General features: G+C 52.5%; 20 protein-coding genes. 4 read left to right on the top strand and 16 right to left on the bottom strand.

Translation table 11 applies throughout. From position 1 onward, the window contains the following. Nucleotides 1–50 precede the first annotated feature (50 nt). From J4E05_RS02400 to J4E05_RS02460, 13 genes are all read right to left on the bottom strand, one after another. On the bottom strand, nucleotides 51–2,033 hold the full coding sequence (locus tag J4E05_RS02400) for an ABC transporter substrate-binding protein (protein WP_349592119.1): 1,983 nt from the start codon (nucleotides 2,031–2,033) through the stop codon (nucleotides 51–53). Then, a complete protein-coding gene (locus J4E05_RS02405; RefSeq protein WP_349592120.1) occupies nucleotides 2,033–4,111 on the bottom strand; it encodes an ABC transporter ATP-binding protein in 2,079 nt (692 codons plus the stop codon). The genes J4E05_RS02400 and J4E05_RS02405 overlap by 1 nt, the downstream gene beginning before the upstream one ends. Continuing rightward, nucleotides 4,108–4,788 carry a hypothetical protein gene (locus J4E05_RS02410; protein ID WP_349592122.1) on the bottom strand — a complete coding sequence of 227 codons (681 nt, stop codon included), beginning with the start codon at nucleotides 4,786–4,788 and terminating at the stop codon, nucleotides 4,108–4,110. Before J4E05_RS02410 ends, J4E05_RS02405 begins: the two co-directional genes overlap by 4 nt. Next, complete coding sequence (locus J4E05_RS02415) at nucleotides 4,779–5,537, bottom strand: polysaccharide deacetylase family protein (protein WP_349592124.1); 759 nt, start codon at nucleotides 5,535–5,537, stop codon at nucleotides 4,779–4,781. Before J4E05_RS02415 ends, J4E05_RS02410 begins: the two co-directional genes overlap by 10 nt. Beyond that, nucleotides 5,521–6,663: a glycosyltransferase family protein gene (locus J4E05_RS02420; protein ID WP_349592126.1), complete on the bottom strand. Its 1,143-nt coding sequence runs from the start codon at nucleotides 6,661–6,663 to the stop codon at nucleotides 5,521–5,523. Before J4E05_RS02420 ends, J4E05_RS02415 begins: the two co-directional genes overlap by 17 nt. Before the next feature lie 22 nt (nucleotides 6,664–6,685). Continuing rightward, entirely contained in the window at nucleotides 6,686–7,282 is a 597-nt protein-coding gene (locus J4E05_RS02425; RefSeq protein WP_349592128.1) for a histidine phosphatase family protein, read from the bottom strand. Continuing rightward, the gene (locus tag J4E05_RS02430) at nucleotides 7,272–8,453 is read right to left on the bottom strand and encodes a glycosyltransferase family 4 protein (protein WP_349592130.1); all 1,182 of its coding nucleotides are present in this window, start codon (nucleotides 8,451–8,453) and stop codon (nucleotides 7,272–7,274) included. Before J4E05_RS02430 ends, J4E05_RS02425 begins: the two co-directional genes overlap by 11 nt. 5 nt (nucleotides 8,454–8,458) lie before the next feature. Beyond that, a complete protein-coding gene (locus J4E05_RS02435) occupies nucleotides 8,459–9,778 on the bottom strand; it encodes a glycosyltransferase family 4 protein (RefSeq protein ID WP_349592131.1) in 1,320 nt (439 codons plus the stop codon). Further along, the gene (locus J4E05_RS02440; RefSeq protein WP_085591432.1) at nucleotides 9,775–10,992 is read right to left on the bottom strand and encodes a glycosyltransferase family protein; all 1,218 of its coding nucleotides are present in this window, start codon (nucleotides 10,990–10,992) and stop codon (nucleotides 9,775–9,777) included. Before J4E05_RS02440 ends, J4E05_RS02435 begins: the two co-directional genes overlap by 4 nt. A 449-nt stretch (nucleotides 10,993–11,441) precedes the next feature. Then, the gene (locus J4E05_RS02445) at nucleotides 11,442–13,013 is read right to left on the bottom strand and encodes an MBL fold metallo-hydrolase (protein WP_349592133.1); all 1,572 of its coding nucleotides are present in this window, start codon (nucleotides 13,011–13,013) and stop codon (nucleotides 11,442–11,444) included. A 123-nt stretch (nucleotides 13,014–13,136) separates the two neighbouring features. Then, a complete protein-coding gene (locus J4E05_RS02450; RefSeq protein WP_349592135.1) occupies nucleotides 13,137–14,462 on the bottom strand; it encodes a molybdopterin molybdotransferase MoeA in 1,326 nt (441 codons plus the stop codon). A gap of 79 nt (nucleotides 14,463–14,541) precedes the next feature. Next, entirely contained in the window at nucleotides 14,542–16,209 is a 1,668-nt protein-coding gene (locus J4E05_RS02455) for an ABC transporter permease (protein WP_139835576.1), read from the bottom strand. Between the two features lie 83 nt (nucleotides 16,210–16,292). Beyond that, entirely contained in the window at nucleotides 16,293–17,306 is a 1,014-nt protein-coding gene (locus J4E05_RS02460) for a Fe(3+) ABC transporter substrate-binding protein (protein WP_349592137.1), read from the bottom strand. 329 nt (nucleotides 17,307–17,635) lie between these two features. Here J4E05_RS02460 and J4E05_RS02465 point away from each other — a divergent pair, with 329 nt between their 5' ends. After that, nucleotides 17,636–18,244, top strand: a complete 609-nt coding sequence (locus J4E05_RS02465; protein WP_349592139.1) for a hypothetical protein — start codon at nucleotides 17,636–17,638, stop codon at nucleotides 18,242–18,244. Between the two features lie 64 nt (nucleotides 18,245–18,308). On the opposite strand, the gene J4E05_RS02470 is transcribed toward J4E05_RS02465, so the two are convergent. Together J4E05_RS02470 and J4E05_RS02475 are read right to left on the bottom strand one after the other, a co-directional pair. Continuing rightward, nucleotides 18,309–19,325, bottom strand: coding sequence for a Fe(3+) ABC transporter substrate-binding protein (locus J4E05_RS02470; protein ID WP_349592141.1), 1,017 nt, complete (start codon nucleotides 19,323–19,325; stop codon nucleotides 18,309–18,311). Nucleotides 19,326–19,529: 204 nt separating this feature from the next. Further along, entirely contained in the window at nucleotides 19,530–20,360 is an 831-nt protein-coding gene (locus J4E05_RS02475) for a 3'-5' exonuclease (RefSeq protein ID WP_349592143.1), read from the bottom strand. 350 nt (nucleotides 20,361–20,710) lie between these two features. On the opposite strand from J4E05_RS02475, the gene J4E05_RS02480 reads away from it, so the two are divergent. Then, the gene (locus tag J4E05_RS02480) at nucleotides 20,711–21,751 is read left to right on the top strand and encodes an ABC transporter substrate-binding protein (RefSeq protein WP_349592145.1); all 1,041 of its coding nucleotides are present in this window, start codon (nucleotides 20,711–20,713) and stop codon (nucleotides 21,749–21,751) included. 160 nt (nucleotides 21,752–21,911) lie between these two features. Here J4E05_RS02480 and J4E05_RS02485 read toward each other — a convergent pair whose 3' ends face one another. Further along, the gene (locus tag J4E05_RS02485; protein ID WP_085591452.1) at nucleotides 21,912–22,415 is read right to left on the bottom strand and encodes a MarR family winged helix-turn-helix transcriptional regulator; all 504 of its coding nucleotides are present in this window, start codon (nucleotides 22,413–22,415) and stop codon (nucleotides 21,912–21,914) included. A gap of 225 nt (nucleotides 22,416–22,640) precedes the next feature. Between J4E05_RS02485 and proV the strand changes: the two genes are divergently transcribed. After that, nucleotides 22,641–23,846: a glycine betaine/L-proline ABC transporter ATP-binding protein ProV gene (gene proV / locus J4E05_RS02490; RefSeq protein WP_085591454.1), complete on the top strand. Its 1,206-nt coding sequence runs from the start codon at nucleotides 22,641–22,643 to the stop codon at nucleotides 23,844–23,846. Beyond that, a complete protein-coding gene (gene proW / locus J4E05_RS02495; RefSeq protein WP_349592147.1) occupies nucleotides 23,839–24,966 on the top strand; it encodes a glycine betaine/L-proline ABC transporter permease ProW in 1,128 nt (375 codons plus the stop codon). The genes proV and proW overlap by 8 nt, the downstream gene beginning before the upstream one ends. The last annotated feature ends 7 nt before the right edge of the window (nucleotides 24,967–24,973 follow it).

The following is a 24,973-nucleotide window of genomic DNA, read 5'->3' on the forward strand; positions in this document are numbered from 1 at the left end:
GTGACCGGTTTTAACGTACCATCCCCATCCGGCACGTCAAATTACTCTAATTAACGATCCCACCAAAAGGTATCGGGATGATAGATGCCAAAAAACCCGCCGGGTTCCCAGCTGTGAATGCCTTTTTCCGGAACATTTTTCAAACCGTCTGCCACCACAACAGGCTGCGGAACATTGCCGACCAGACCAATAGAAAACAGATTTTCGGCATTAATATCAAGGATATGTTCCCACGCCTTTTTTTGCTGATGGGGGCCACCTGTACGCCATTTTTCATATAACTTCATCAGTTCCCGGGCTTCGGGCATGTCGGGTTGTTCACCCGCTTCACCGCTGGTGTCATAATACTGGCCCCATTTGGGCCATTGCAGACTGTCCTGGTTAACCGGAACAAATTCCGACGGCACGGTAGACGGCACAGCAAGCCCGTTATCAATGCCGGTAAAAATCGACATTACGGTATCACCGCTATAGGCACGGGTACGCATTACTTCACGTTGCAACGCCTTGACATAAAGCTTCACGCCCGCCTTTTTCCAGCTATCGCCAATCAGTTCGAGAATATCGTCCTGTTCGGGGTTTTCCCCCGTTGTTTCAACGATAATTTCCAGTGGCCGGCCATCGGGCATCAGACGAATGCCATCGTCATTGCGTTTATCAAGCCCGATTTCATCTAGCAGGGCATTGGCCTTATCAAGGTCAAAACCAATATTTTCGCTGGCATATTCTTTTTTAAATAACGGGCTTTTAGGCAAAATCGTATTGTTACGTGGCGTAGCAAGCCCGAAAAACAGCACCCGGTTCAATTCAGTTCGGTTAATCGCCAGTGACAATGCCTTGCGGAACCGCAAATCACGCAACAATTTACGCCACACCGGGTCTGATACGGTTAAATTCGGATACAAGGTGGCATAATTGCCATAGCCAACATCCCATAACCGCACATGATATGACTTTTCCTTTTCCGCCTGTTTAAGGAACGTATAGTCCTTTAACGTCAGAATTCGGCTTTGAATATCGACCTCGCCGGCCCCCACCTTGGCAGGCACCAGTTTGGCATTGGCGATATTAAAAATCATCCGGTCGATATAAGGCAACTGGTTCCCATCGGGGTCAACCCGGTGAAAATACGGGTTCCGTTCAAAAATAAACCGGTCTGACGGTTCCTGGGTCCGAATAATCCACGGCTGCAACGTGGGCAGATTGATGTTTTCAAGTTTATAGGGTCGGTCCATATCGGTTTCAAGAACGGCCCAATTGCGCAGGCTGCGTTCCTTGACCATCGCATCAAGTTTTTGCGGATCCTGATATTTCGCATGAAACTGTTTTAGATAATGCGCCGGCCGGTAAATAAACGGTGGTCGCGTTCCAGCCAGTTCAGGCAGGAAAAACGGGTTGGGCTGCGACCAGCTGTAACGCACGGTATATTTATCAAGTATTTCAAATTTCGGGGGTTCGCCGTCAACCAGCAAAAACCGGGGCGGACCAACCGGGAACAGCTGATCATTATTAACAACATCTTCCCAGTAAAACCGGAAATCCTCAGCCGTAAAAGGTTCCCCGTCCGACCATTTATGCCCCTTGCGAAGATGCAACGTAAACACGCTGCCCTCATCATTCACATCCAGGCTTTCCAGAATATCGGGCTTTAATTCCAGGTTCTGATCATAGCCAACCAAATGGGTATAGCCGTAAACCACCGCCATCCGAATGTCTTTGGACCGCCCCATGATGGTAACCAGATCACCACCATACTTTCCGATCTCCTTGCCTGCATCGGCAAAATCCATTTTCAACGGATGTTCAGGCAACCGCTGTTCCATCGGCGGCAAGGTACCCGCTTTGATCTGATCAGCAAAATACGGCACCTCGGCCCATGCCGCCTGGCTTAACATGGTGCAGCCAAACAACAATGCCGCCCCGCCGCCGACCACCGCGCGCAAGGTTGGCATACCTGCACAGCGTCGCCGGTTTACAGACGATGCACTATCAACCTTGATGCGGGTGGTCTGAAAATTTGCGGGCGATACCATCAAACAGCTATCTCCTGGTAATCGGGTCGGGACATGCGAACAAAATGATCTTCGGCCAATTGAACCATTGGCGGGCTCGACATACGATCAACCGTAAAGGGGGCTGGCCAGGCCGCCGGGTCGGAACATTTTCCATCAATGATTTTGGAAAAATCGAGCGGATGATCAAGGTCGGCATAAGGCACGGCATTTAACAATGCCTGGGTATAGGGATGCGCCGGGTTGCGAAACAGGCTGGCGCGCGGGGCAGATTCAACAATACGCCCGGCACACATCACCGCAATCCGGTCTGCCATGTAATCTATCACTGCCAAATTGTGCGATATAAACAGATATGTAAGGTTAAGGTCGCGCTGCAAATCTTTTAAAAGATTAAGTATTTGCGCCTGAACCGATACATCAAGTGCAGATGTGGGTTCATCAAGGATCAAAAGATCAGGGCGCAGACACAAGGCGCGGGCAATACCGATACGCTGGCGCTGCCCGCCTGAAAAACTATGCGGGTAACGGTTTAGAAAGCGCGGATCAAGACCGACAACTTCCATCAGTTCCAGCACCATTTTGCGCCGATATGCCGATGTGCCAACACCATGAATTAACATTGGTTCGCTAATCAGATCCTGTACCGTCATGCGCGGGTTAAGCGATGAAAACGGGTCCTGAAACACAAACTGAATACGTTTGCGATAAGGGGCCAGGCGGTCTTCATCCAGCCCGACAAGTTCGGTCATCTGCCCGCTTTCACCGCGAAACAGAATACTGCCGCTATCAGGTGCCATTGCCCGCATAATCAGTTTCGAAAGGGTTGTTTTGCCACAACCACTTTCACCAACCAGCCCGACACATTCACCGCGGCCCACAGTCAGGGACACATCGCTTACGGCCTCAATGCGCCGTTCATCCATGCCAAACCAGCCGCTTTTACGCACCGGAAAACTCTTGCTAAGATGCGAAACAGCCAACACCGCCTCGCCGCGCATGCCTTCCGATAATCGGCGATTTACCGGTTCCGCGCCATCCGGCCCGGTATTGGCCTGGTCAGCTGAATAATTTGGCGGGCTGTTCGCATCGGCTCCTGCCCCGCCATGTACGCCATCTCGCGTGCTATGTCCCGCAACAGGGCCCATCCTTGCATGTTTGGGGCCTGCATTCGCCTGCTGTTCCAGACGCGCCATTTTGCGATCAAATTTATCAACCAGCGTTAACAGGCCATCCGTGCGTGGTTTTATATCGCGAAGGGGCGTCAAGCGCTCGCCAGGGGCCATGTCAAAGTGCGGCACCGCCTGCAACAACGAGCGGGTATAGGCATGACCGGGATTAATAAAAATATCCTCGGTTTTACCCCGTTCAACCACACGGCCATTATAAACCACCACCATATGGTCGGCCATATTGGCAACAACACCCAAATCGTGGGTAATCAGCAACACTGACATTTTCAGGTTTTGCTGCAAATCCTTTATCAATCGCAATGTTTGCGCCTGAATGGTCACATCAAGGGCGGTTGTCGGCTCGTCAGCGACCAGCAATGCCGGGCGACATACCAGCGCCATGGCAATCATCGCACGCTGGCGTAACCCACCCGAAAGTTCAAACGGATAAGTCCGCAATGCTGATTTGGCATTGGGAAATCCGACAAGTTCCAACATTTCACGCGCCAGGTTGCGAGCTTCGCTGGCCCCAACTTTCTGATGCAGACGCACGGCCTCGCAAATCTGATCGCCAACCGTATGGATCGGCGATAACGAACTCATCGGTTCCTGAAAGATCATGGAAATACTACCGCCACGAATGGCGCGCATTTCGGCACTATTGGCCGATAACATGGCAATATCAACACGGGTTCCGGGCGTTTTAGGATCCGCAAAAATAATGCTGCCGCCAGCAATCCGTGCCGATTTGGGCAAAATCCCCATAATCGCCTGGGATATTGTTGTTTTCCCCGAACCGGATTCACCAACCAGTGCAACAGTTTGCTGCGCGCCGATCCGAAAGCTAACTTTGTCAACGGCCCTGGTTCGCATATGAGGCGTAACAAATTCCACCTCAAGATCGCGAACACGCAGAATATCGATCATTGCCCCTCGCCCCTTGCCCCGCCATGTCCTGTATGCGCACGCACTATATTGTCCGCCTCATCCAGGCGCATCAGGTTAGTTCGTGTCACATCATCAATCATCAACTGGTTTTCCGTCGCGGCCTCACGGGCCAAGTCCAGCAACCGGTCAAAACCATGCAAGGTTGATTCGGCAACAAGTTTGGTTCCGGTCGCCCGCAAGGTCATTTCAAACCAGCCTTTTTTACCGTCGCGGTGCGTACTGAAATAACGCAGACGAAATCCCGAAAGTTCCGACCAGCCAAATGCAGACCCCGATAACACCCCGCTTTGGCGAACCCCGTATTCAGATACATGCATTCGTATTTGCATACGCAACAGCGTGCGTAGCAAATAAACCAGAAACAGTAAAATCAGGGCGGCGGCCACCCAGCGCAGCAATTCAATAATATCGGGCGTAACTGCAATTCCCGCGCATAGGACCATCCCCAGAACCGCCCGGATCAAATCCGGCATCACAACCCGACGGGGATATTTCATTACCATCACATCTGTATTACGCAAATCGGCCTGGGCCGGCACAACTGGCGGCGCATCAAGCACGTTATCATTCTCCTGCCTGCCACTTGCGGCGCCCCCTGAATCCCCGTTGTCGGATGATGACGACACGTGATTTGGTGTGTTTTGCTTTATTGCCATGGAAAAACCCCTGCAATGGCCTGCCATGACAGGGCTGGATGTTCAAACGAAAACAGGTCATGAAGGAAAGCCGTCGTGGCACTGTCATGCACCAGATGATGGGTCAACAGGCCCGTTGTTTCATCCGGATCAACTGTTGCTGTCCGTCTGGCCTTCAGGTGCGTAATCATGGCCTCCAGGCACACATCTTCGCCCACAAACCCCCGCGTGCCGCGCCAGTCAATTACATCAATATGGGTGTTAACCTGCAATAAGCCGTCCGCAGCATAAGGTTGACGACGCGGGCCATATGTCGATACGCCGCGCAAACCGGTATTTGGCAGACCTTGCAGCACCTGTGGGGAAATTCTGTTCCATGGTGGCACCATCACCGGCAAAAACCGGCTGGCGAAACGTGCCGTCAAGACATCGAAACCGGATTGCATCTCGGCTAAAACGGATTCGGCCGGGCGCACATCATCGAGTTCCTGTTTCTTGCGGTCTGCCGGCGCGTGATTTTCATGACGCCAGCCATGCTGTAAAATCCGGGTATCAAGGGTTTCAACCAGCCGATCAACAAGGCCATTTTCGACCTTTCCAGGAATGACCGCCAACGCCAAAGGCACATGATAACTGCGCTCGCAGGACAAAATCTCCTCAAGCTCGTCCGTAACGGAAACAGCATCATCGTCCCGCCACCACATCGTCGCGCGTTTATCGGTCTGCGCCCAGCTATCAAGCTCGGCGCGAAGGTCATCCCAGGTGCCCATGGTCTTTTCCCATTATTATTGCCCTGATTTTAGCCGCACCTATACGCGCCCCGTCCAGCGATAATTCAAATTCCTTGGGAAAATCTGCATTATCAATTGCTTTTGCCAGGGCAAGCGGGGTCAATTGCGGCGCAGGTAGCAGCGAAATAATGTTTTTCGCGGCAAAAATTTCGGCCCGCTCGGTTTGCTCACTTTCACCGCCTTCGGCAAATGGCACCATCACCGATGGCACACCGGCAGCCAGCACATCCATCAATGTGTTATATCCGGCTTGCGATACCGATGCGCTGGCGCGGGTCAAACGGTGGCGAAAATCAGATAAAAACCGGTGCAAGGTCATATTTTGCGGCAAGTTCCGGTTTATCGCAGCGAAATCTTCTGCTGGAAAATGCGGACCAGTAATAATATCCCACGGCACATCGGCATATTTTTGCGAATGCGGCATTGCGGCAATCGCGGTGCGGATTAGTTCCACGCCGACCGCCCCGCCACCAGCCGACACCATAACACCATTGCGCGGCGCCCTGCCCTGGGGCATTTGCGGGGCAACATAGCCAGTATATTCAAGTTTACCCGACAGATCGCCAGCAAAGGGAAAGCTGCGATCAAATCCAAATACCACAGGATCACCATGCACCAGTATGGTATCAAAATGCGATAATGCCACATCACGCATCCAGCGTTCCTTGGCAATATCGGTTTTGCGCACCAGCAAATCGCGTACCGAACACACCCGTTTCACCCCGTCCTGCCCGGCCTTTTCCAACAAAGGCAGCAATTCAAACCGAAAAGCACGACGCCCAAAGGGAAACATTTCAACCATCAATAATTCTGGTGACAGATCGCGATAGGCGTCAAACAGAGCCTGCTGGCGCCGGGTTTTCCAGGCATCATCAACAGCTGTGCCATTTTCATCCACCAACCCGGAAAACCCGTGATCAGCACTTCGGCAGGGCGGCAACTGAATAACGGTATCCGTACCAAAATCAATGGCATCATCGGGGATCCCCCCGCTTACCACGCCAACACTCAACCCGGTTTTTTGTATTTCCTGAACCAGCAATGCCGTCCGGCGCACATGGCCAATTCCCAACAGGTGCTGAACATAAATCATGACGTCCGTCATTATGGCATCCTTTTGATTGGCATTATCTGATGGGTACGAACGGTATGTTCAATTGCACGATCGACAAACCGTCCTTTGCTGACCAGCGAAAAACATGCACAGCATCCCAGCGCAATTTGTGCGGTATTTTCCCTGTCATGTCCCATCCGCTTGCACCGGCATAAACCGCGCGAATCAGGCCCTTGTGGGTAACAACACCAAAATTGCCATCCCGCCACTGCGCCAAAAATGTTCGCACCCGGGACAAAACGTCCCGTGGACTTTCGCCGTTATCAGGGCGAAAGTCCCAGCCACGCTCTTCATTTGCAGTCATTTCAGTACCCAGTCGGCTACGCAACGACGAAAGCTTCTGCCCTTCCCAGTCGCCCCAATCCATTTCGATAAATGGGGTCAAAACGCCCACCGGCGCAATATCAAGGGCTGCCGCGGTTTGTTGGGTGCGTTTAAGCGGGCTTGTGTACCACGGCAGTCTGGCCCAATCACCGGGGATCCGAAACCCTGAAAGCTGCATTTGGCTTTGATCAAGCAAACCAATATCGCGATGGCCCTGAATACGGCCTTCGACATTCCATTGTGTGGCCCCATGCCGTAACAAGGCGAAAGTAAAATCAGATTTCATGACCATCGCCTGTAAGATCGTCATCTATCGGGCTATCCAGCGGGCGTGTCAAAAACGGCAGCATCACCTGATAAAGTTTTGCCGCCGCAGACGAAACATCATGAAACTGGCGGGCATTTTTTACTGCCGCACTTCCCGCCGCCACCAATGTTTCGGGTGCATCCAGACAATAGGACAATGCCTGGCAAAATGCGGCAACATCCCCGGCTGCGACCAACCATCCCGTTTGACCATCATCCACGATGCCGCCAACACCCCCGCTGTTCCCCGCCAACACCGGCACACCTGCTGCCTGTGCTTCCAAAAGGGCCATGCCATAGGCCTCGTTAATTGCCGGCCACACACACAGGTCTGAATGTGCAAGATGTTGCCGTGTGGCAACGGGGTCACACTGCCCGGCAAAGTGAACCTGATGTTTGGGAAACTGTGCAAACAATGCTGCAACGTCGGCACGGGCCGGGCCGTCGCCAACCAAAGTTAAATGCCAACGCCCCTGTTGCGCTACGGGCAAATCAGCCAGGGCTGCTGCCAGAATCTTATAGGACTGCATTTTGTCGCCCGGCCGCATCATGGCAACCGTGATCAGACGAACAACATCCGACAATGTATTTTCACGCCGTTTTATACGATTGTCTGCAGAACCGGCCCAGGTGGCAATGTCAGCAAAGGGAGGTAAAAAATGCAATTTTTGCGCGCCGGAAACCGGCAACACACATTCCATATCGGCCCGGTTTGGACAAAAAACAGCCGCCGCCTGCTCAAGGGCATGTTCAACCGCACGATGACTGGCTGCCCACCGGCCGGTTGCCCGTTTTGGCGCGTGCGACGCCTCGCAAATAAAATAGGGAATTCCCAGTTCGCGGGCAACCAAAGGACCAATCCAGTCAGGGGCCTTGTAATATAAATGATAGGTAAACCAAGCATCAGGACGGGGTAAAAAGCCGTTTTCGTACCGGCGGATCAACCGCCGGGCCAATGCGCCGCCCAATTCAGCCAACTGTGCCTGACGTAGGCTGTTGCCATCCCCTACCCGGCTGCGCAGCTTTGACGCCACGTCAACGGCAAACCCTGCCTGTTCCAACGCTGTGACAAGCAACCGTGCCACAAGCCGGTCCCCCGATGGAACCGGATGATCAAGCGGCTTTAACGGGGCGTAAAATGCAATCCGCACGGCACTTACTCCGCCCCGGAAGCAGAACCAGCCACCCGGGTGATGTCCCTGTTATAAACAGCCGTCGTTTCCTGATCATCGTCAGCAAGACCAAACCGGTATCCCAATTCACGCATCCCGGCATGAAAGGAAAAATCCCGGCGAACGATTTCGTTTCCGGCCGTGCCCATTTTAGTGCGACTTTCAGGATCCGCAATCATTTCAGCCAGCGCAACCGAGAGTATGTCGGGGTTTCGTTCAGGTACCAGCCGCCCGTTCACCCCATCCTCGATCAGTTCAGGAATGGCTGAAATATTGGTTGATATTGCTGCCAATCCACAAAGCTGGGCTTCCATTAACACGTTAGGCAAACCGTCCCGGTCACCGTCTTTTTCAATACGGCTGGCCAACACAAACAAATCGGCATTCTGGCAGGCGGCAATCACTTCGGCCTGGTCACGTGGCCCCCGCCAGTCGCAATTTTTTGCGATGCCAAGTTCTTCGGCAAGGGCCAAATATTTTGCCCCATTACCACCGCCAATATGGACGAAACGCCAATGCAGATCTTTGGGCAGTTTTGCCAACGCTTTTAACAGGTCGTCATAACCCTTTTTGCCAACCAGACGCCCGACCGACAAAATAATAACGGGGTCCGCCGCATCATTGCCCGTTCGCATGGGCCGGGTTGGCAATTGTTCGGGGAAGCGCGAAAAATCCAGCCCGTGATACAGCAAATTGACCTTTTCGGGGTTATCGGCCAGCGCGCGTAAATGGTCCACATTGGCGCGTGTACAGGTCACCAGCCAGTCCATATCGGCCAGCTTTTCGCGCATGTCCCAATCGGGGCTGGTATAAATATCCTTGGCATGCGCCGAACAACACCACGGCAATTGCCGCATCATCGCGCCATAACGGGCAACCGATGCCGGTGTATGTAAAAAATGGGCATAAATCCGGGTAACGTCGGCAGGTAATTCAGCCGCCATTACCATGGCCTGCCCTAACCGCCGAATGCGATTACGCGTCGTATCCCGGCGAAAATCACGCTTCCAGGCCGCAATTACAGCAGCATAACCCGGCATTTTGCGCGCTTTCCACCACCCGGCCACCACCCGCATCGGTGCATTATGCAAGTATTCAGGCAGGTAATCGACCGCACCGGTAATACGTTGATGGATGGGATGGCGTTTTTTATCGGTCGGATGACGCAGCGAAACAATACGATAAGGAATTCCTGCTTGCTGAATACCCAGAATTTCCTGGGCAATAAATGTTTCAGACAGGCGCGGATACCCTTTTACAACAATGGCAATATGGTCAACGCCCGCAAGATTGGCCGAAGTCATGCCGTTGCGTACTCTGCATCAATAATTTCGCGCGGCAACCAGCGTTCCACCATGGTCGATACAGTTTCAAGCCCGCCCATCAAACCCGGTACAGTGACACTGGATGGCGCGGGTTGTGCGGCCAAACCGCGCAGAGCCTCGGCCATTTCAAGGGGTGGCCGCCCGCCTTCCTCGGTTAACATTCGCACCAGACCAAGTTTTTCAGCCTGTGAAGCACGAACATATTGTTCAAGACGCGGCACGGTACGCGGCACAATAATCGACGGTTTGTCAAATGACAGGATTTCGCAAAATGTATTATAGCCCCCCATGGCAATAACACCGCTTGAGCGCGCCATCAGCATTTCCACATTGGCGTCAAAGGTAATCAGCGACAACTTGTCGATATTTTCGGCACGTTCCATAAATGCCTGCTGATCGGCGGGGGGCATAAACGGCCCCAACACCACCAAAGAAGGCATGGGAATATCAGGGTCAGCTTCATAGGCACTAATCACCCAATCCACCAGATTAACCCCGTCCCCCCCACCGCCGGTGGTCACCAGGAAATAGGGTTCGTCCAAGCCCAAAGACCCATGTTCAGGTGCCGGTTTGCGGGTCGCCGTACGCGGTAAATACCCGGTATAGGTCATTTTTTCCTCAACACCGGGCGCAAGATCAATGCCGTGCAGCGGATTGCATATTTCACGCAATCCATAAACCCAGATGTCATCGTAATAGGTGTCAAGGGCAGGCGTACAGTTTTTACGCAGCCATTCCTCGCGAAGGGTTTCGGGGTCGTCCATCACATCGCGCAGACCTAAAACCAGCCGGGTATGGCGTTCTTTAAGCAATTTCAATGTGGGTTCGACTTCACCGCGCAGGCCCAGCGGTTCCTTATCAACGATAAACAAATCGGGATCAAAAACATCGGCAGTATGCTGAATGATCGATTCACGCATCGCCAGCATCTGATCAACATCAATATCAAGATTAAGCGATGTGTATTCACCATTAGACAGCTTGATCACGCCCGGAATGCGGACAAAATCCACCCGTGAACGAAACTCGAAACTGCCAATAATCGGCGATCCTGACAGGATCAGAACCGAAACATCGTCACGATTATCAACCAAGGCATGGGCAATGGTGCGGCACCGCCGCAAATGGCCAAGACCAAATGTGTCGTGACTGTAAATCAGAACACGATAGCCGCGTGCGCCCTTTAAAGACATAATACCGTCCGCAATTCAGGTGCCCCCAAAGACATGATCGCCATTACGGCAAAAACCTTGCCGGTGTAAATCGCTCATGTCCCATTGAACCTCCCATCGCCTCTTTTTTTTCAAAGGTGACAGGAATTGAAATAATCACAAGCAAATCTGTCCTATAGTTAGCAGATTTCAAACATATGCAACCATCAGAAACGCGCACGATATGGTGAATTGGCGCAAAAAACGCCAAAATCCAACAACAACGCCAGCTTCCCAGATGCAAAAATTTTGCCCGCAACTCCCCAAAAATTGAAAATTATTCTACCTCATCAACCCGGGAATAACATTTTGTCGAACGTCACCGATTAAACATCAAAACGCATACAGGGCAGAAAGCCATTGCCCCCTGCCCTGCATTGGTCACCATTTTCCCCCGTCCATGGTGACGATCGCTTTTGCCTGTACCAGCCTTATGATCGCTCTATAGTGCTTGTCAGCTTTGCCAGCAATTTTTCGCGTTGCCGATTGGTCGACAGGGCAGCAAGTTTTTCCGAAAGGGCTGTCAGGGTACGGGCATAATCATTATGCCAATCCTCACGCGACATCACATCATGACCAAGACGGCGGGTAATGGGCGGTTGGTGATCCTTGCCCCTGCGCAATACAACTGTTTCATCCAGGGATGGGCTTGATAAAAGTTTTGCCGGAATATCATTGGCGATCAAAAGATCGCGGAAGGTGGTCCGCGCCGGATTTTCGCCATGGGTCAGGAATATTGCCTTATGAACCGGCTGACGCGCCTTCACCCATTCCAGCAATGTTTGTTGATCGGCATGACCTGAATAAATATCAAGGTTGCGCACCCGCGCACGCACCTGGATTTGATCGCCATGAATACGCACGTTTTTCGCCCCGGAAAGCAAGATGCGCCCCAGCGAACCTGCCGCCTGATATCCAACCAGCAACACCGTGCATTCCGGGCGCCACAGGTTGTTTTTTAAATGATAGCGCACCCGCCCGGCATCGCACATGCCACTGGCAGAAAGAATAATAGCTCCCCCTTTAATACGGGCCAATTGAATGCTGGCCTCAACATCGGGCACCATATGAAAATTGGGATGATTAAGGGCGCGGGCATCTTGCGCGTCAAGGTAACGGGCAAAAACACCCGTTGCACGTTGCGCCAGCGGGCTATCGATAAAAACATCGGCTTTCGGCAATTGCCCACTGTTAAACAATGCCGCCAAATCAACCAGCAATTCCTGGGTGCGGGCCACGGCAAAACTGGGAATGACAAGGTTGCCCCCCGCAATCAGCGCTTCGCGCACTTCGGTTGCCAACATGGTTCTGCGTTCGTCGGCAGTCATGTCCACCCGTTGCCGATCACCATATGTGGTTTCAACAAAAAGATAATCCACATCCGACGGGCCTTCGGGGGCATCATTAAAAACCGCTTCACCAGTACCAATATCGCCCGAAAACAGCAAATGGCGGGTTTTATGGCCCGGTTCGCCATCAATGCGCACCTCGATCGAGGCAGACCCCAAAATATGCCCGGCATCCCAATAACGAACCTCAAAACCCGGGGCAATTTCGATCCATTGGTGATACTCGACCGGGCGCAAACGCTTTAGCGCTTTTTCTGCATCCTCACGGGTATAGATCGGTTCAACCTGCGGGCGGCCGCGCCGGGCATTGCGGCGGTTTAACCGGTCCACTTCCGTTTCCTGAATATAGCCGGAATCAGGCAGCATATAGGTTAGCAAGTCACATGTTGGCTCGGTCGCAAAAACCACGCCAACAAACCCGGCCTTAACCAGTTTCGGGATCAATCCTGAATGGTCAATATGGGCATGTGTCAACAAAACCGCGCGTATGTCGCTGGCGTCAAAAGGAAAGGGCCCATAATTAAGTTCCTTGACTGTCTTGCTGCCCTGAAACATGCCGCAATCAATCAAAAAATTTCCTGCAGGTGTGCGCAACAGGTAACAAGACCCGGTCACACCGCCCGCAGCGCCACAAAATGTTACCGAAAGGGTCATTGAAAAACCTCCTTGCGCATTGCCCGATTGCATTACAACAATGGGTGCGCAGGCCGGTTTGCTTCAATGATCTGGATCAGTTGACAAATTTATTGCCCGATTTAACGACAAAACCGGCTCCGGCTAAAATGCCTGCAACCCGGCAAAGGGGATATAATCGACCATATCACCCTGGCCCACACTGGCGCGGTCTTCGGCCAGTTCTATCAGCCCTTCGGCCCATACCATGGACGACAACACACCCGAACTGCTGGACCGAAACGGCAAGGCCACCAGTTGCCCGTTCCCGTTACGGTGCAGCCGCGCGCGCAACCATTCCCGACGTCCTGTGCCCCGTTTAAGGGCAAACCCGGCCGGCACCTGAAACCGCACAGCTGTCCGGTCTTCATCACGGGCACCCATCATATGAAGCAACAACGGCACGGCAAACAACAACCCCGACACCATCACAGAAACCGGATTACCCGGTAAGCCCAGCACCAGACAATTGCCAATTTTTCCCCGCATCAACGGTTTGCCGGGTTTAATTGCCAGTTTCCAGGCGTGAATTTCACCAATACTATCAACCACCGGCTTTAACAGATCAGCTTTGCCGACCGATACACCGCCCGATGTTAAAATCACATCATGGTTTTGCGCCGCATCGCCCAAGGCCGATTGCAAAACGTCAAAATCATCCCGCAGCAAACCAAGGTCGGTTACCTCGCACCCAATGGCGCGCATCATACCGATCATGGCAAAACGGTTGCTGTCATAAATGCCCCCGGGTGGCAATGCGTCGCCGGGAACAGACAATTCATCGCCCGTAGAAAAAACGGCAACCCGCAGCGGGCGTGCAACAACCAGGCCCCCTTTGCCCTGCCCTGCGGCCACAGCTACGTCCTGCGGGCGAAGCCTTTTACCGGCAGAAAGCACAATACTGCCCACTTTAACATCTTCGCCCATGCGACGAATATTATCGCCCCGCCGCAAGCGTGCCACTGCATCACGTTCAATGCGAATTTCGCTTTCATCGCTGTTTGCCGTGACGTTTTCCTGAATAATAACCACATCGGCCCCGGCGGGCACAGCGGCACCCGTTGCAATGCGAATGGCACGCCCAACCGGCACCTCAGCAACAAAAGGATGCCCCGCCAGTGAAACACCGGCAACCGGAATGGTCAAAGCACCCGATTTTGGCAAGGCCTCAATATCATCAAGCCGCAAGGCATAGCCATCCATCGCGGAATTATCAACGGATGGCACATTAACCGCAGCGACGACATCCTCGCGCAAAATGGCACCATAACAATCGGTTAAATTGCGGGTTTCGGTTTGTGCAAAAACCGGAATTTGGGCGCAGGCCTGTGCCAGGGCAACATGGATCGGCGTCAAACCTGCCTGCTGCCCGACATCCGCAACAATATTGGCCCGGGTATCAGAAACAGAAGAACCAGATGTATTGACCATGGTGATTACCTTGCATGTATAGATGGAAACCTGACCTGTGATAGCGCGATCAGCACGACCCCCCAAGTGGCACCTGGAATTATCCGTGGTGCCCCGGGCGGGACCGGGAAATTGCCCTGCTTAGCATCACCACAGGAATAACGCCGACCACAACTATGGTCAGGGCGCCCAGGGCGGCCTGCTCAATCATTTCGTCCTTGGCATACTGGTATACGTGGGTTGCCAATGTATCGAAATTAAACGGGCGTAAAATCAGGGTGGCGGGCAGTTCTTTCATGGAATCAACAAACACCAGCACACATGCCGCCAAAATACCGCCGCGCACCAGTGGGAAATGAATGCGCTTTAACGTACCAAACGGGGTTTCACCCAAAGTCCGGGCGGCATCATCCATACTGGGGCGCACCTTGCCCAAAGCAGCCTCGATCGAGCCATAGGAAACAGCCATAAACCGTACGCTATAGGCAAAAACGATGGCGAAAATTGTGCCACTTAACATCAGCCCGGTGGAAACACCGAAATGATCGCGCATGAACGCGTCTACCGCATTATCCAGCCCGGCAAACGGCACCAGAACACCAATCGCCAGCACGGCCCCCGGCACAGCATACCCCACCGAAGCCAACCGGATACAGGCGCGCAAGGCCGGTTTGGGAAACAGACGCAGGGCATAAGCCAAAAACAGGGCAGCACTTACCGCCATCAATGTTGCCAGGCCCGATACCATCAGACTGTTGCGGGCAAATTCAAAAAAATCGCTGGTCCAGGATTGGTCAAAATAACCGACCGAATAATATACCAGCACCAGTGCCGGGATAACAAAACCCAGCACAATGGGCAGACTGCAAATCAGCAAGCCAGCCACCTTCGCCCCCAACCCCAGTTCATAGCCCGGCAGTTCCTGAAACCGTGACGTGGTATCGTGAAAACGCTGACGACGGCGCGAATAACGTTCAGCGACAATCAGCACCATCACAACCGCCAGCATGGTTAAGGCGATTTGCGCCGCCCCGCCCGCATTACCCATGCCCAGCCACACGTTAAAAATACCCGCGGTCAAGGTATGAACGGCAAAAAAGTCTATGGTGCCAAAATCATTCAGGGTTTCCATCAGCGCAATAATTACGCCAACAACAATAGCCGGGCGCGCCAGCGGCAAAGCCACCTTCACAAATGCATTCCACGGTCCCCGCCCCAGCACGCGGGCCGCTTCAAGCACACATACCGATTGCGACAAAAACGCCGCGCGGGCCAACATATAAACATAGGGATACAATGTCAGGCTAAGCACCACAATCGCACCGCCTTTGGTGCGAATATCGGGAAACCAGTAATCGCGCGCCGATTGAAACCCGAACCACGCCCGAAGCGTACCTTGCACCGGCCCGGCATATTCCAGCAAATCGGTGTAAACATATGCCACGATATAAGCTGGAACTGCCATCGGTAGCAGCATGGCCCACTCAAAAAACCGTTTCCCCGGCAGACGGCACATGGTCACAACCCAGGCAGACGAAACGCCCATCACAGTTACGCCAATGCCAACACCCAACATTAAAATAAAGGTATTGGACAAATACCGTGGCAGCATTGTCGATGCCAGATGCGGCCAGATATTTTCAGTGGGAAACACTGCCAGATAGACCACCGCCACAATCGGTGCAGCCACCAGCATTGCAATCAGCATTGCACCACCCAGCCACCATGACGATTGCCCCTGACCCCACCAGCGCATCGAATGCACCATGGGCCTCTGTTGCAAGGGATCAAATGTTTCGCTGGGTCCGGTGCCGCGAATGTCCTGTTTAACTGCCAATTTGCACCGATGCTTTATTCGTTAAAACCAACTTCGTCGATCATGCGAATGGCATCACCGCGCAAGTTGGCCACTTCGTTCAACGGTAAATCGTCAGCCTTGAATGTGCCCCACGAGGCCACCATTTCCGACCACACAACACCCGGTTTCACCGGATATTCAAAATTAACTTCGGCATACATATGCTGGGCTTCGTCGCCCGATAAAAACTCGACCAGTTTTAGCGCATTTTCACGGTTCGGCGCATTTTCCATCAGGGCGACACCGGAAATATTTACATGCGTACCCCGGTCTTTCTGATTGGGAAAAACGATCCGCACCTGTTTGGCGGCATCGGCCTTGTTCGGATCATCCAGCATCTTGCCGTAATAGTACGAATTGCCAATCGCAACGTCGCACACACCCTGGGAAACTGCTTCGATCTGGTCAATATCGGCCCCTTGCGGTTTGCGCGCCAGATTATCCTTTAACCCGATCAGCCATTTTTTGGCATCTTCCGGGCCGTGATGGGCAATCATGGAGGCAACAAGGGCAATGTTGTAAACATGCATCCCCGAACGAATACAAATACGCCCTTTCCATTTCGGGTCGGCCAGTTCTTCGTAACTGGCAATGGCATCAGGTTCGATCCGGTCAAGCGATGTGTAAATCACCCGCGCCCGCGTTGTTAACCCAACCCATTGGGCGTCCTTGTCGCGATATTGCGCGGGAATATTCTGTTCAATAATGTCGCTGGTCAACGATTGGGTAACACCCGCATCAACCGCATCCTGAATACGACCAATATCAACAGTTAACAGCAAATCAGCCGGGCTGTTGCGCCCTTCATGCTTCACACGCTCAACCAAACCGCTTTGCGAAAACAACGTGTTAACGCGAATACCGGTTTCTTCGGTAAATTTCTGGAACATCGGTTTGATCAAAAACGGCTGACGCAATGAATAAACATTCACTTCCTGCGCGGCCTGGGCAACAGAGAACGAAACCGTCGTCAGTGCCAGTCCAAGGATGAATTTTCGCAGGTTCATGAAGGGTCTCCTGATCGTTCCAATAATGACAATGGGAATGAAAAACATTCGCAAGGCGCGAAATTACCGTTTCAACATCCCGATTGGCAAGGCACAATCACGCCGCTCACAGCATTGTTGGCAATATCACCCTCTTGACAATTGCCAACATTAATTATCCCTGTCACATAGTTCCTGTAAAAACGCCGGACAAAGCTATATTTTAAAACGTCTTTAATCGTGAAATCTGAAATAAAAAAAACTGTTTTCAATAGCATCGCCCAGGGGCAAAATTGTCGTCACAACCCAGATATCTTTTTCATCATGTCCATAAATGCGGCGGCAACAGTTTGCGCATCGCTTTTGCCAGGTGGTTTCTAATCACTTATGATTACCGGCAACGCAGCCCGACACCGGAAAATGAACAAAGCCCCGCCGATTTTGCCAAAGCTGGAATTGATCGTTCAAAATTACGCAATAATGCTTTGATTTGTGGGCATTTTGATACCGACGGCGCCTATTTATGGCAGCGATATAGCGAAGTTTATAACGATGGCACAAGGCTGATTACATTTCTGCGCCATCCGCTGGAACGTGCCATTTCACATTACTTTTTTGGTACAAAAACCGGCTATCTGCCCATCACCGAAAACAGCCTGACAGATTTTTTACTGGCCTGTCACAACCCGATGGCCGGCCTGTTATCGCCGAACCCTAAAAATGCAGCAGACATTCTTGCCCCTTACTGGTTTGTCGGAACCCTGGAAAACGCAAATGAAGATCTGTTGCGTTTAGCAAAAATGATGGCGCAACCCGACGATATATTGCCCATTACCCACGTCAACCATACTGGCCGACCGGCATATGATCTGCCAAATGATGTAATTGCGACATTTAACGCCAATAATGCGCTTGATTTTGCCTTGTATAACCAGGCCAGAAATTTCAGCACCCCATAAAAAAGGGGTAGCATAATGTGCCACCCCTTAATCAAAGCAGTATTCGAAACTGTTTTAAAACTGCCTATTCGTTATAACCAACCTGATCAACCATCTTGATCGCGTCGGCGCGCAAGCGGGCGATTTCGGTTAGCGGCAATTGGTCGGCCTTGAACGTGCCCCAGGATTTAACATTTTCGGCCCATTCAACACCGGGTTTGACCGGATATTCGTAATTCACCTCGGCGTATATTTTTTGCGCCTCATCACTGACCAGAAACTCCATCAATTTGACCGCATTTTCGCGATGTGGCGCCCCCTTGATCAGCGTCATGCCAGAAATATTCATCGACATGCCACGGTCATCCTGATTGGGGAAAACAATGTTGACAGCCTCGGCCCAGCTGCGCTGTTGCGGATCATCCAGCATCTTGCCGTAATAATAGGTGTTGCCAATGGCGATATCACATTCGCCTTCCTTGATCGCCTTAACCTGGCCCCGATCATTGCCCTGCGGTTTGCGCGCCAGGTTGGCTTTTAAGCCTTCCAGCCATGTTTTGGCATCCTGTTCGCCATGATGGGCAATCATGGAGGCAAACAGGGCGATATTGTAGTCATGCGTGCCAGACCGGGTACAAACCCGCCCGGCCCATTTGGCATCAGCCAGGTCTTCGTAGCGGGTAATTTCACCCGCACCCACACGATCTTTCGACGCATAAATCGCCCGTCCGCGCTGGGTCAGGGCAAACCAGTGACCAGCCTCGTCGCGCAAATGCGCCGGAATACTGTTGGTCAAAACGTCACTGTCCACCACATCAGTCACGCCGGCATCAACGGCTTGCTGGATCCGGCTAATATCAACCGTCATCAAGATATCGGCGGGGCTGTTCACACCTTCCTGTTTGATGCGTTCAACCAGCCCCTTTTCAGCGAAAATCACATTAACCTTGATACCGGTCTGGTCGGTAAATTTTTCAAACAAGGGTTCGACCAGAAAAGCCTGTCGTAGCGAATACACATTCACTTCCTGCGCCGATGCCGCTGTGGCACCCAAAACCGCCGACCCGATTGCCAGTCCGCCAATGATTGTTGCGAATTTCATCCACACGTTCCTTCAGGGTTTATAGGGTATCCAGATTGGTTGATATTGCGAATAACTTGCAAACTCAAAATCAGATACCGCAAAACCCGACGCGGGTTCAATTACAAAACCCGCGAAACAACCGCCCGTGTGAAACGCTTCACGTCAGTGAATTTTTAGCCGTTGCAGTTTTTAAAACCCATTCCGCCGCAGCAGTTTTTTCCATTACAAAACGTTAAAGGACCCGGCACTTGATGTGCGCCATGCCTCCAGAAACTCGGCATAGGCCGGAATGTCGCCTGCCCGTTCTTCCAACCACGCCACAGTCAGATTAATGGCATGATTATACCCGTCATGGTCCGAAAGCCCGGTATGAAGAACATAACGCAAATAAAGCAGATAGGTGTTTAGCACATCGGTTTCACAATAGCGGCGAATACCGTCAATTTCGCCGGCATCATACATATCGGAAACCTTGCTGCCATCGACCCCGGTTTTGCCGGGTAAATCCAGGGCAGCACAAACCTCGTTCATTTTAGTACGCGCCGAGGCCCCGTAATCAGATAAAACCTCGGCCAGGTCACAATGCCAGTTGGGCGCATAGCGCGAGGTGTAATTTTCCCATTTGTTTGCCGCCTGATGCAGCCATCGCGCCGAAACACCGTGTTTCATCGCCCTGTATTTCAGCACCGGCAAGTCAAACCCGCGCCCGTTAAAACTGACCAGGCGGGGATACAGTTTACCGCAATAGGAAAAGAAACCCGCAACCAGATCTTTTTCCTCGCTGGTCAAATCCCCACCGGATCGCAATTCCTCGATCTCGTAGGTTTCCAGGTTACCGTCGCGCTGAATGGTGGCACGCAAAAAACTGATCGCAACGACCTTGTGAAAGGGTTGACGTGGAAATCCGTTACGCCCGCTTGTAATATCGAGATGATACTGTTCCAGCATTTGCCGGCCCGTTTCCGGGTCCGGTGCGGTTTCGCCGGTTAATTGCGGCAAAACATCAATATCGGGAACGGTTTCAATATCAAAAACAAACAGGCTGTCATGCATGGAGCACATCCGGGTTATCTGAGTGGCAGGCAGGTCTGCCCACCATATACCCGATACAACCCGAATTAACAGGGCCGATCACGCCATCCTTCCTTCCCTGTCGGGCAGAAACACCTGTTTATCGGGGTGGCATTACAACCTACTGACATATCCTGTCATTTTATAACCGATCAAAGGTTGCGCAAAACCGGACAGGGCGGCTAAACTTTTTGCCATGACTGTATCAGGCGGTATTTCGACCAAGCCACAGAACCGGGACGGAACCAAATCCGATCTGGTTCGTATAGTGAGAAGTCGGAATGCACATGGTGCGCTTTCGGACTGTTGACGACGTCGAAGGAACAAAAACGATGAAATTCCTGCCCGCCGGAGCCGCAGCGCTGATGGCCATTGGCCTCGGCCTTTCCTTTCAACTTAACGCGTCCCCGGCCCACGCCGCAGACGCGTCGTGTGAAATTGACCGCCCGGTGATGTTTGCCGGGCTTAACTATGACAGTGCTCTGTTTCACAACGCTGTCGCCCGTTACATCATTGAAAAAGGTTATGGTTGCCAAACCGATGCGCTGCCTGGCGAAACCATCCCGCTTTTGACCGGTACAGGTAAGGGTGACATTGATGTCGTCATGGAAATCTGGCGCGACAATGTTGCCGATGCCTGGAAAAAAGCAGAGGCAGCAGGCACCGTTAAACAGATTGGCGTTAATTTTGACGATGCTGTCGAAGGCTGGTTTGTGCCCAGCTTTGTCATCAAGGGTGACAAGGAGCGCGGGATCGAACCGATGGCCCCGGACCTTAAATCAGTATCGGACCTGCCCAAATACACCAAACTGTTTGAAGATGCAGAAGAACCCGGCAAAGGTCGTTTTTATAACTGCCCATCGGGTTGGGTTTGCGAAAAGGTCAATACCAACAAGCTAAAGGCCTATGGCCTGGATGACAGTTTCACCAACTTCCGCCCCGGCACCGGTGCCGCCCTTTCGGCAGCGATTGCATCAGCCAACAAACGCGCACAACCGATCCTGTTTTATTACTGGGGCCCAACCTGGGTTATGGGCCTGTATGACAGCGTAAAACTGGAAGAACCGGCTTATAACAAGGAAATTTTCGACAAACTGAAAGACGGCAGCGATACCAGCCAGGCAACGGCCTATCCGCAAAGCACCGTCACGGTCGGCGTGAATACCGGTTTCATGAAATCGGCCCCGAAACTGACGGAATTTTTGTCGCATTATCACACCAGCAGCGCATTGGTGTCAGAAATGCTGGCATATATGCAGGATGAAGGGGAAAAACCCGAAGGTGCCGCCGAGCATTTCCTGAAGGAAAAACAGGATATCTGGACCAAATGGGTGCCAGAAGATGTTGCTGAACGGGTAAAAGACAGCTTGTAAAATTTACGAGCCAGGCGGCTATGGCCGGTAATCTATACAATCGGGGCAGTCTCAGGCTGCCCCCTTTTTTATGTCTTGTCCTATGCGTATTATTTGAATCGTCATTCGTAAAAACATTCAATTCCCCTGTCGGGGGTTGTCACTGCCAGCATACAACGACTTATGACGATAACGTTGAATGCCCATGTCCCCGCCGGGTGGGTGGACGCGGATCAACCTCGTCTCCCTCCATTAACATGGCTATTTTCTTTAGGGATGTAACAATACGTCCGCGTTCGGTATCTTTTAATTCTTCAAAACGGTCCATGAAATCGTCGTCAAGCAAGGGCGGTGTATTGCGGATCATGTCCGCGCCCTTTTTGGTCAGGCAGCTATTAACCACGCGCTTGTCGGTAATATTGCGGGTGCGGCGGACAAAGTCGCGCTCCTCCAACCGGTTCAAAATTGTCGTTACTGTTGCCTGACTTAATGACACATGACGCGAAATTTCCTTAACCGTAACTTCGCCAAGTTCCTCAATCGCAAGCAGAACCACCAATTGCGGCACCGTTAGGCCACAAACCTTCATCACCTGTTTTGAATGCAGGTCCGATGCGCGAATAATTTGGCGCAACGCCACCAGCACATCAAGAGAATCGCGTCTTTTTTGCTGTTCAGACGTCATTTGGCCGTTTCCCAATCCTTAAATCCGCCGTCAACCTAGCTCAAATTTAATTTGACATCAAATGTTTTGAATTGTAACTATCTTGGCAGAATATGTGACGGTACTTGGGGAAGTAATCGTACTGGCCACGAAATCAAAGGCCAGCTAACCACAAAACGAACAGCTGAACTGCCCGCCTAAAACCGGGTAGATTTATGCGGTTTGCCAAAAAACCGACAAGGGACCATGACCGATAAAATCGTTGTAAAAGACCTCTATAAAGTCTTTGGCGACCAGCCGGACCAAGCCATGAAAATGGTGCGCGACGGGATCGACAAAGCCGAGATTTTCGAAAAAACCGGCCAGACAGTTGGCGTTTGCGGTGCAAACTTCACGGTTCGCGAGGGTGAAATTTTTGTTGTCATGGGGCTGTCGGGCTCCGGCAAATCCACCCTCGTCCGATTATTGAACCGGCTGATCGAACCCACAGCAGGCCAGGTTCTGTATGATGGCGTCGACATTGCGGCAATGAATGCGCAGGAATTAATGAATTTGCGCCGCCGCGATATGTCGATGGTGTTTCAGTCCTTTGCCCTGATGCCACATTTATCGGTTGTAGATAATGCGGCTTTCGGCCTTGAACTGGCCGGTGTCGAGCTTGAAGAGCGACAAAAACGGGCGCTTAACGCCCTTGAACAGGTTGGCTTGCACGCCCAGGCCAGTTCCTATCCCGACGAACTTTCAGGTGGCATGCAGCAGCGCGTCGGCCTCGCCCGTGCCCTTGCCAATGACCCGTCTGTCATGTTGATGGACGAAGCCTTTTCCGCACTGGACCCGCTTATTCGTGCCGAAATGCAGGATGAGCTGCTGATTTTGCAGCGCGAACACAAACGCACCATCATTTTCATTTCGCACGACCTTGATGAAGCCATGCGCATCGGTGATCGCATTGCGATCATGGAAGGCGGTATTGTGGTGCAGGTCGGCACACCTGAAGAAATTCTCAATAACCCGGCCAACGATTATGTCAAATCGTTCTTCCGCGGGGTGGATGTTTCAACCATCCTTTCGGCTAGGGATATTGTTTCAAAACGCGAAACCACCGTGATCGAGCGCGAGGGCGTCGGCCTTAAAACGGCCCAACGTCGCCTTGAAACCGAAAACCGCGAATTTGGCTATATCGTTGGTCAGAACATGGAATTCCACGGCGTCATTTCACAAGAAAGCGTTGAACGTGCCATCAAAGCCGGGGCTGACAAGCTGTCGGCAGCGTTCCTTGCCAATATCGAAGCCGTTAATGAAGATACCCAGCTTTCCGACCTGATCGGAACCGTTGCCCATGCCCCGTGCGGGGTGCCCATTGTGACAGACGCCGGAAAATATACCGGTGTGATCCGCAAGGCAAAATTGCTGGCAACGCTCGACCCGGAAGGAGATTTGACCAATGGCTGATAACAGTAATCCCTGGGCAAGCAGCGGCCAATCTGGCGCGGATGCAGCAACCAGCGGCGGCGATGCTGCGGCAAGTGGCGGCGACGCCGCATCCTCTGCTGCATCCAATCCGTGGGGAACCCCCGATGCCTCTGCTGGCAGCGGCGTTTCCGATACTGCCGGCGACTGGCTGTCAGGCGCAGCACCGGCCCCTGAACACCATTTCAGCATTATCCACCCGTTTCACGATGCCGCCTTCCCGGTCGATATCTGGGTTAATAATGGCCTTGACTGGATTGTGAATAACTTTCGCAGTTTCTTTCAGGCCGTGCGCTGGCCGATTGACGCGGTGTTAACCGGGGTTCAAACCGGTTTGCAAGCGACCCCGGCCCTGATCGTGATCGTCATTATGGCATTGCTGGCCTGGCAGGTCGCCGGGCGCAAACTGGCGATTGGTACGTTCGTGTCGCTGATCGCAATCGGCCTGATCGGCGCATGGTCAGAAGCGATGATTACGCTGGCGCTGGTGATTACGTCGGTTTTGTTCTGTGTTGTCCTTGGCCTACCTACCGGTATCTGGCTGGCGCGCAATGAAAAAGCATCGCGCATGACACGCCCCGTTCTGGATGCCATGCAAACCACCCCGGCATTTGTCTATCTGGTGCCGATTGTGATGTTATTCGGGATTGGCAATGTGCCAGGCGTTGTCGTGACCATTATTTTCGCCCTGCCCCCGCTGATCCGCCTGACCATCCTTGGCATTCGCCAGGTCCCGGCCGATCTGGTGGAAGCGGCCCGTTCGTTTGGGGCCAGCCCAAAGCAGCTTTTGTTTCGGGTGCAGTTACCCCTTGCCATGCCGACCATCATGGCCGGTGTTAACCAGACCCTGATGCTGGCGCTTTCCATGGTTGTGATTGCATCCATGATTGCGGTTGGCGGCCTTGGGCAAATGGTGCTGCGCGGCATTGGCCGCCTTGATATGGGCCTCGCCACCGTGGGCGGCATCGGCATTGTTTTACTTGCAATTGTATTGGACCGCATGACCCAGGCCCTTGGTCAGGACATGCGCAGCAAGGGCTCCCGTCACTGGTATGAAACCGGTCCGGTTGGCCTCGTCCGTTCCCTTATGGGCAAGAAATAACCGCACA

This window comes from Thalassospira sp. NFXS8 (assembly GCF_040148805.1).
Lineage (GTDB): Bacteria > Pseudomonadota > Alphaproteobacteria > Rhodospirillales > Thalassospiraceae > Thalassospira.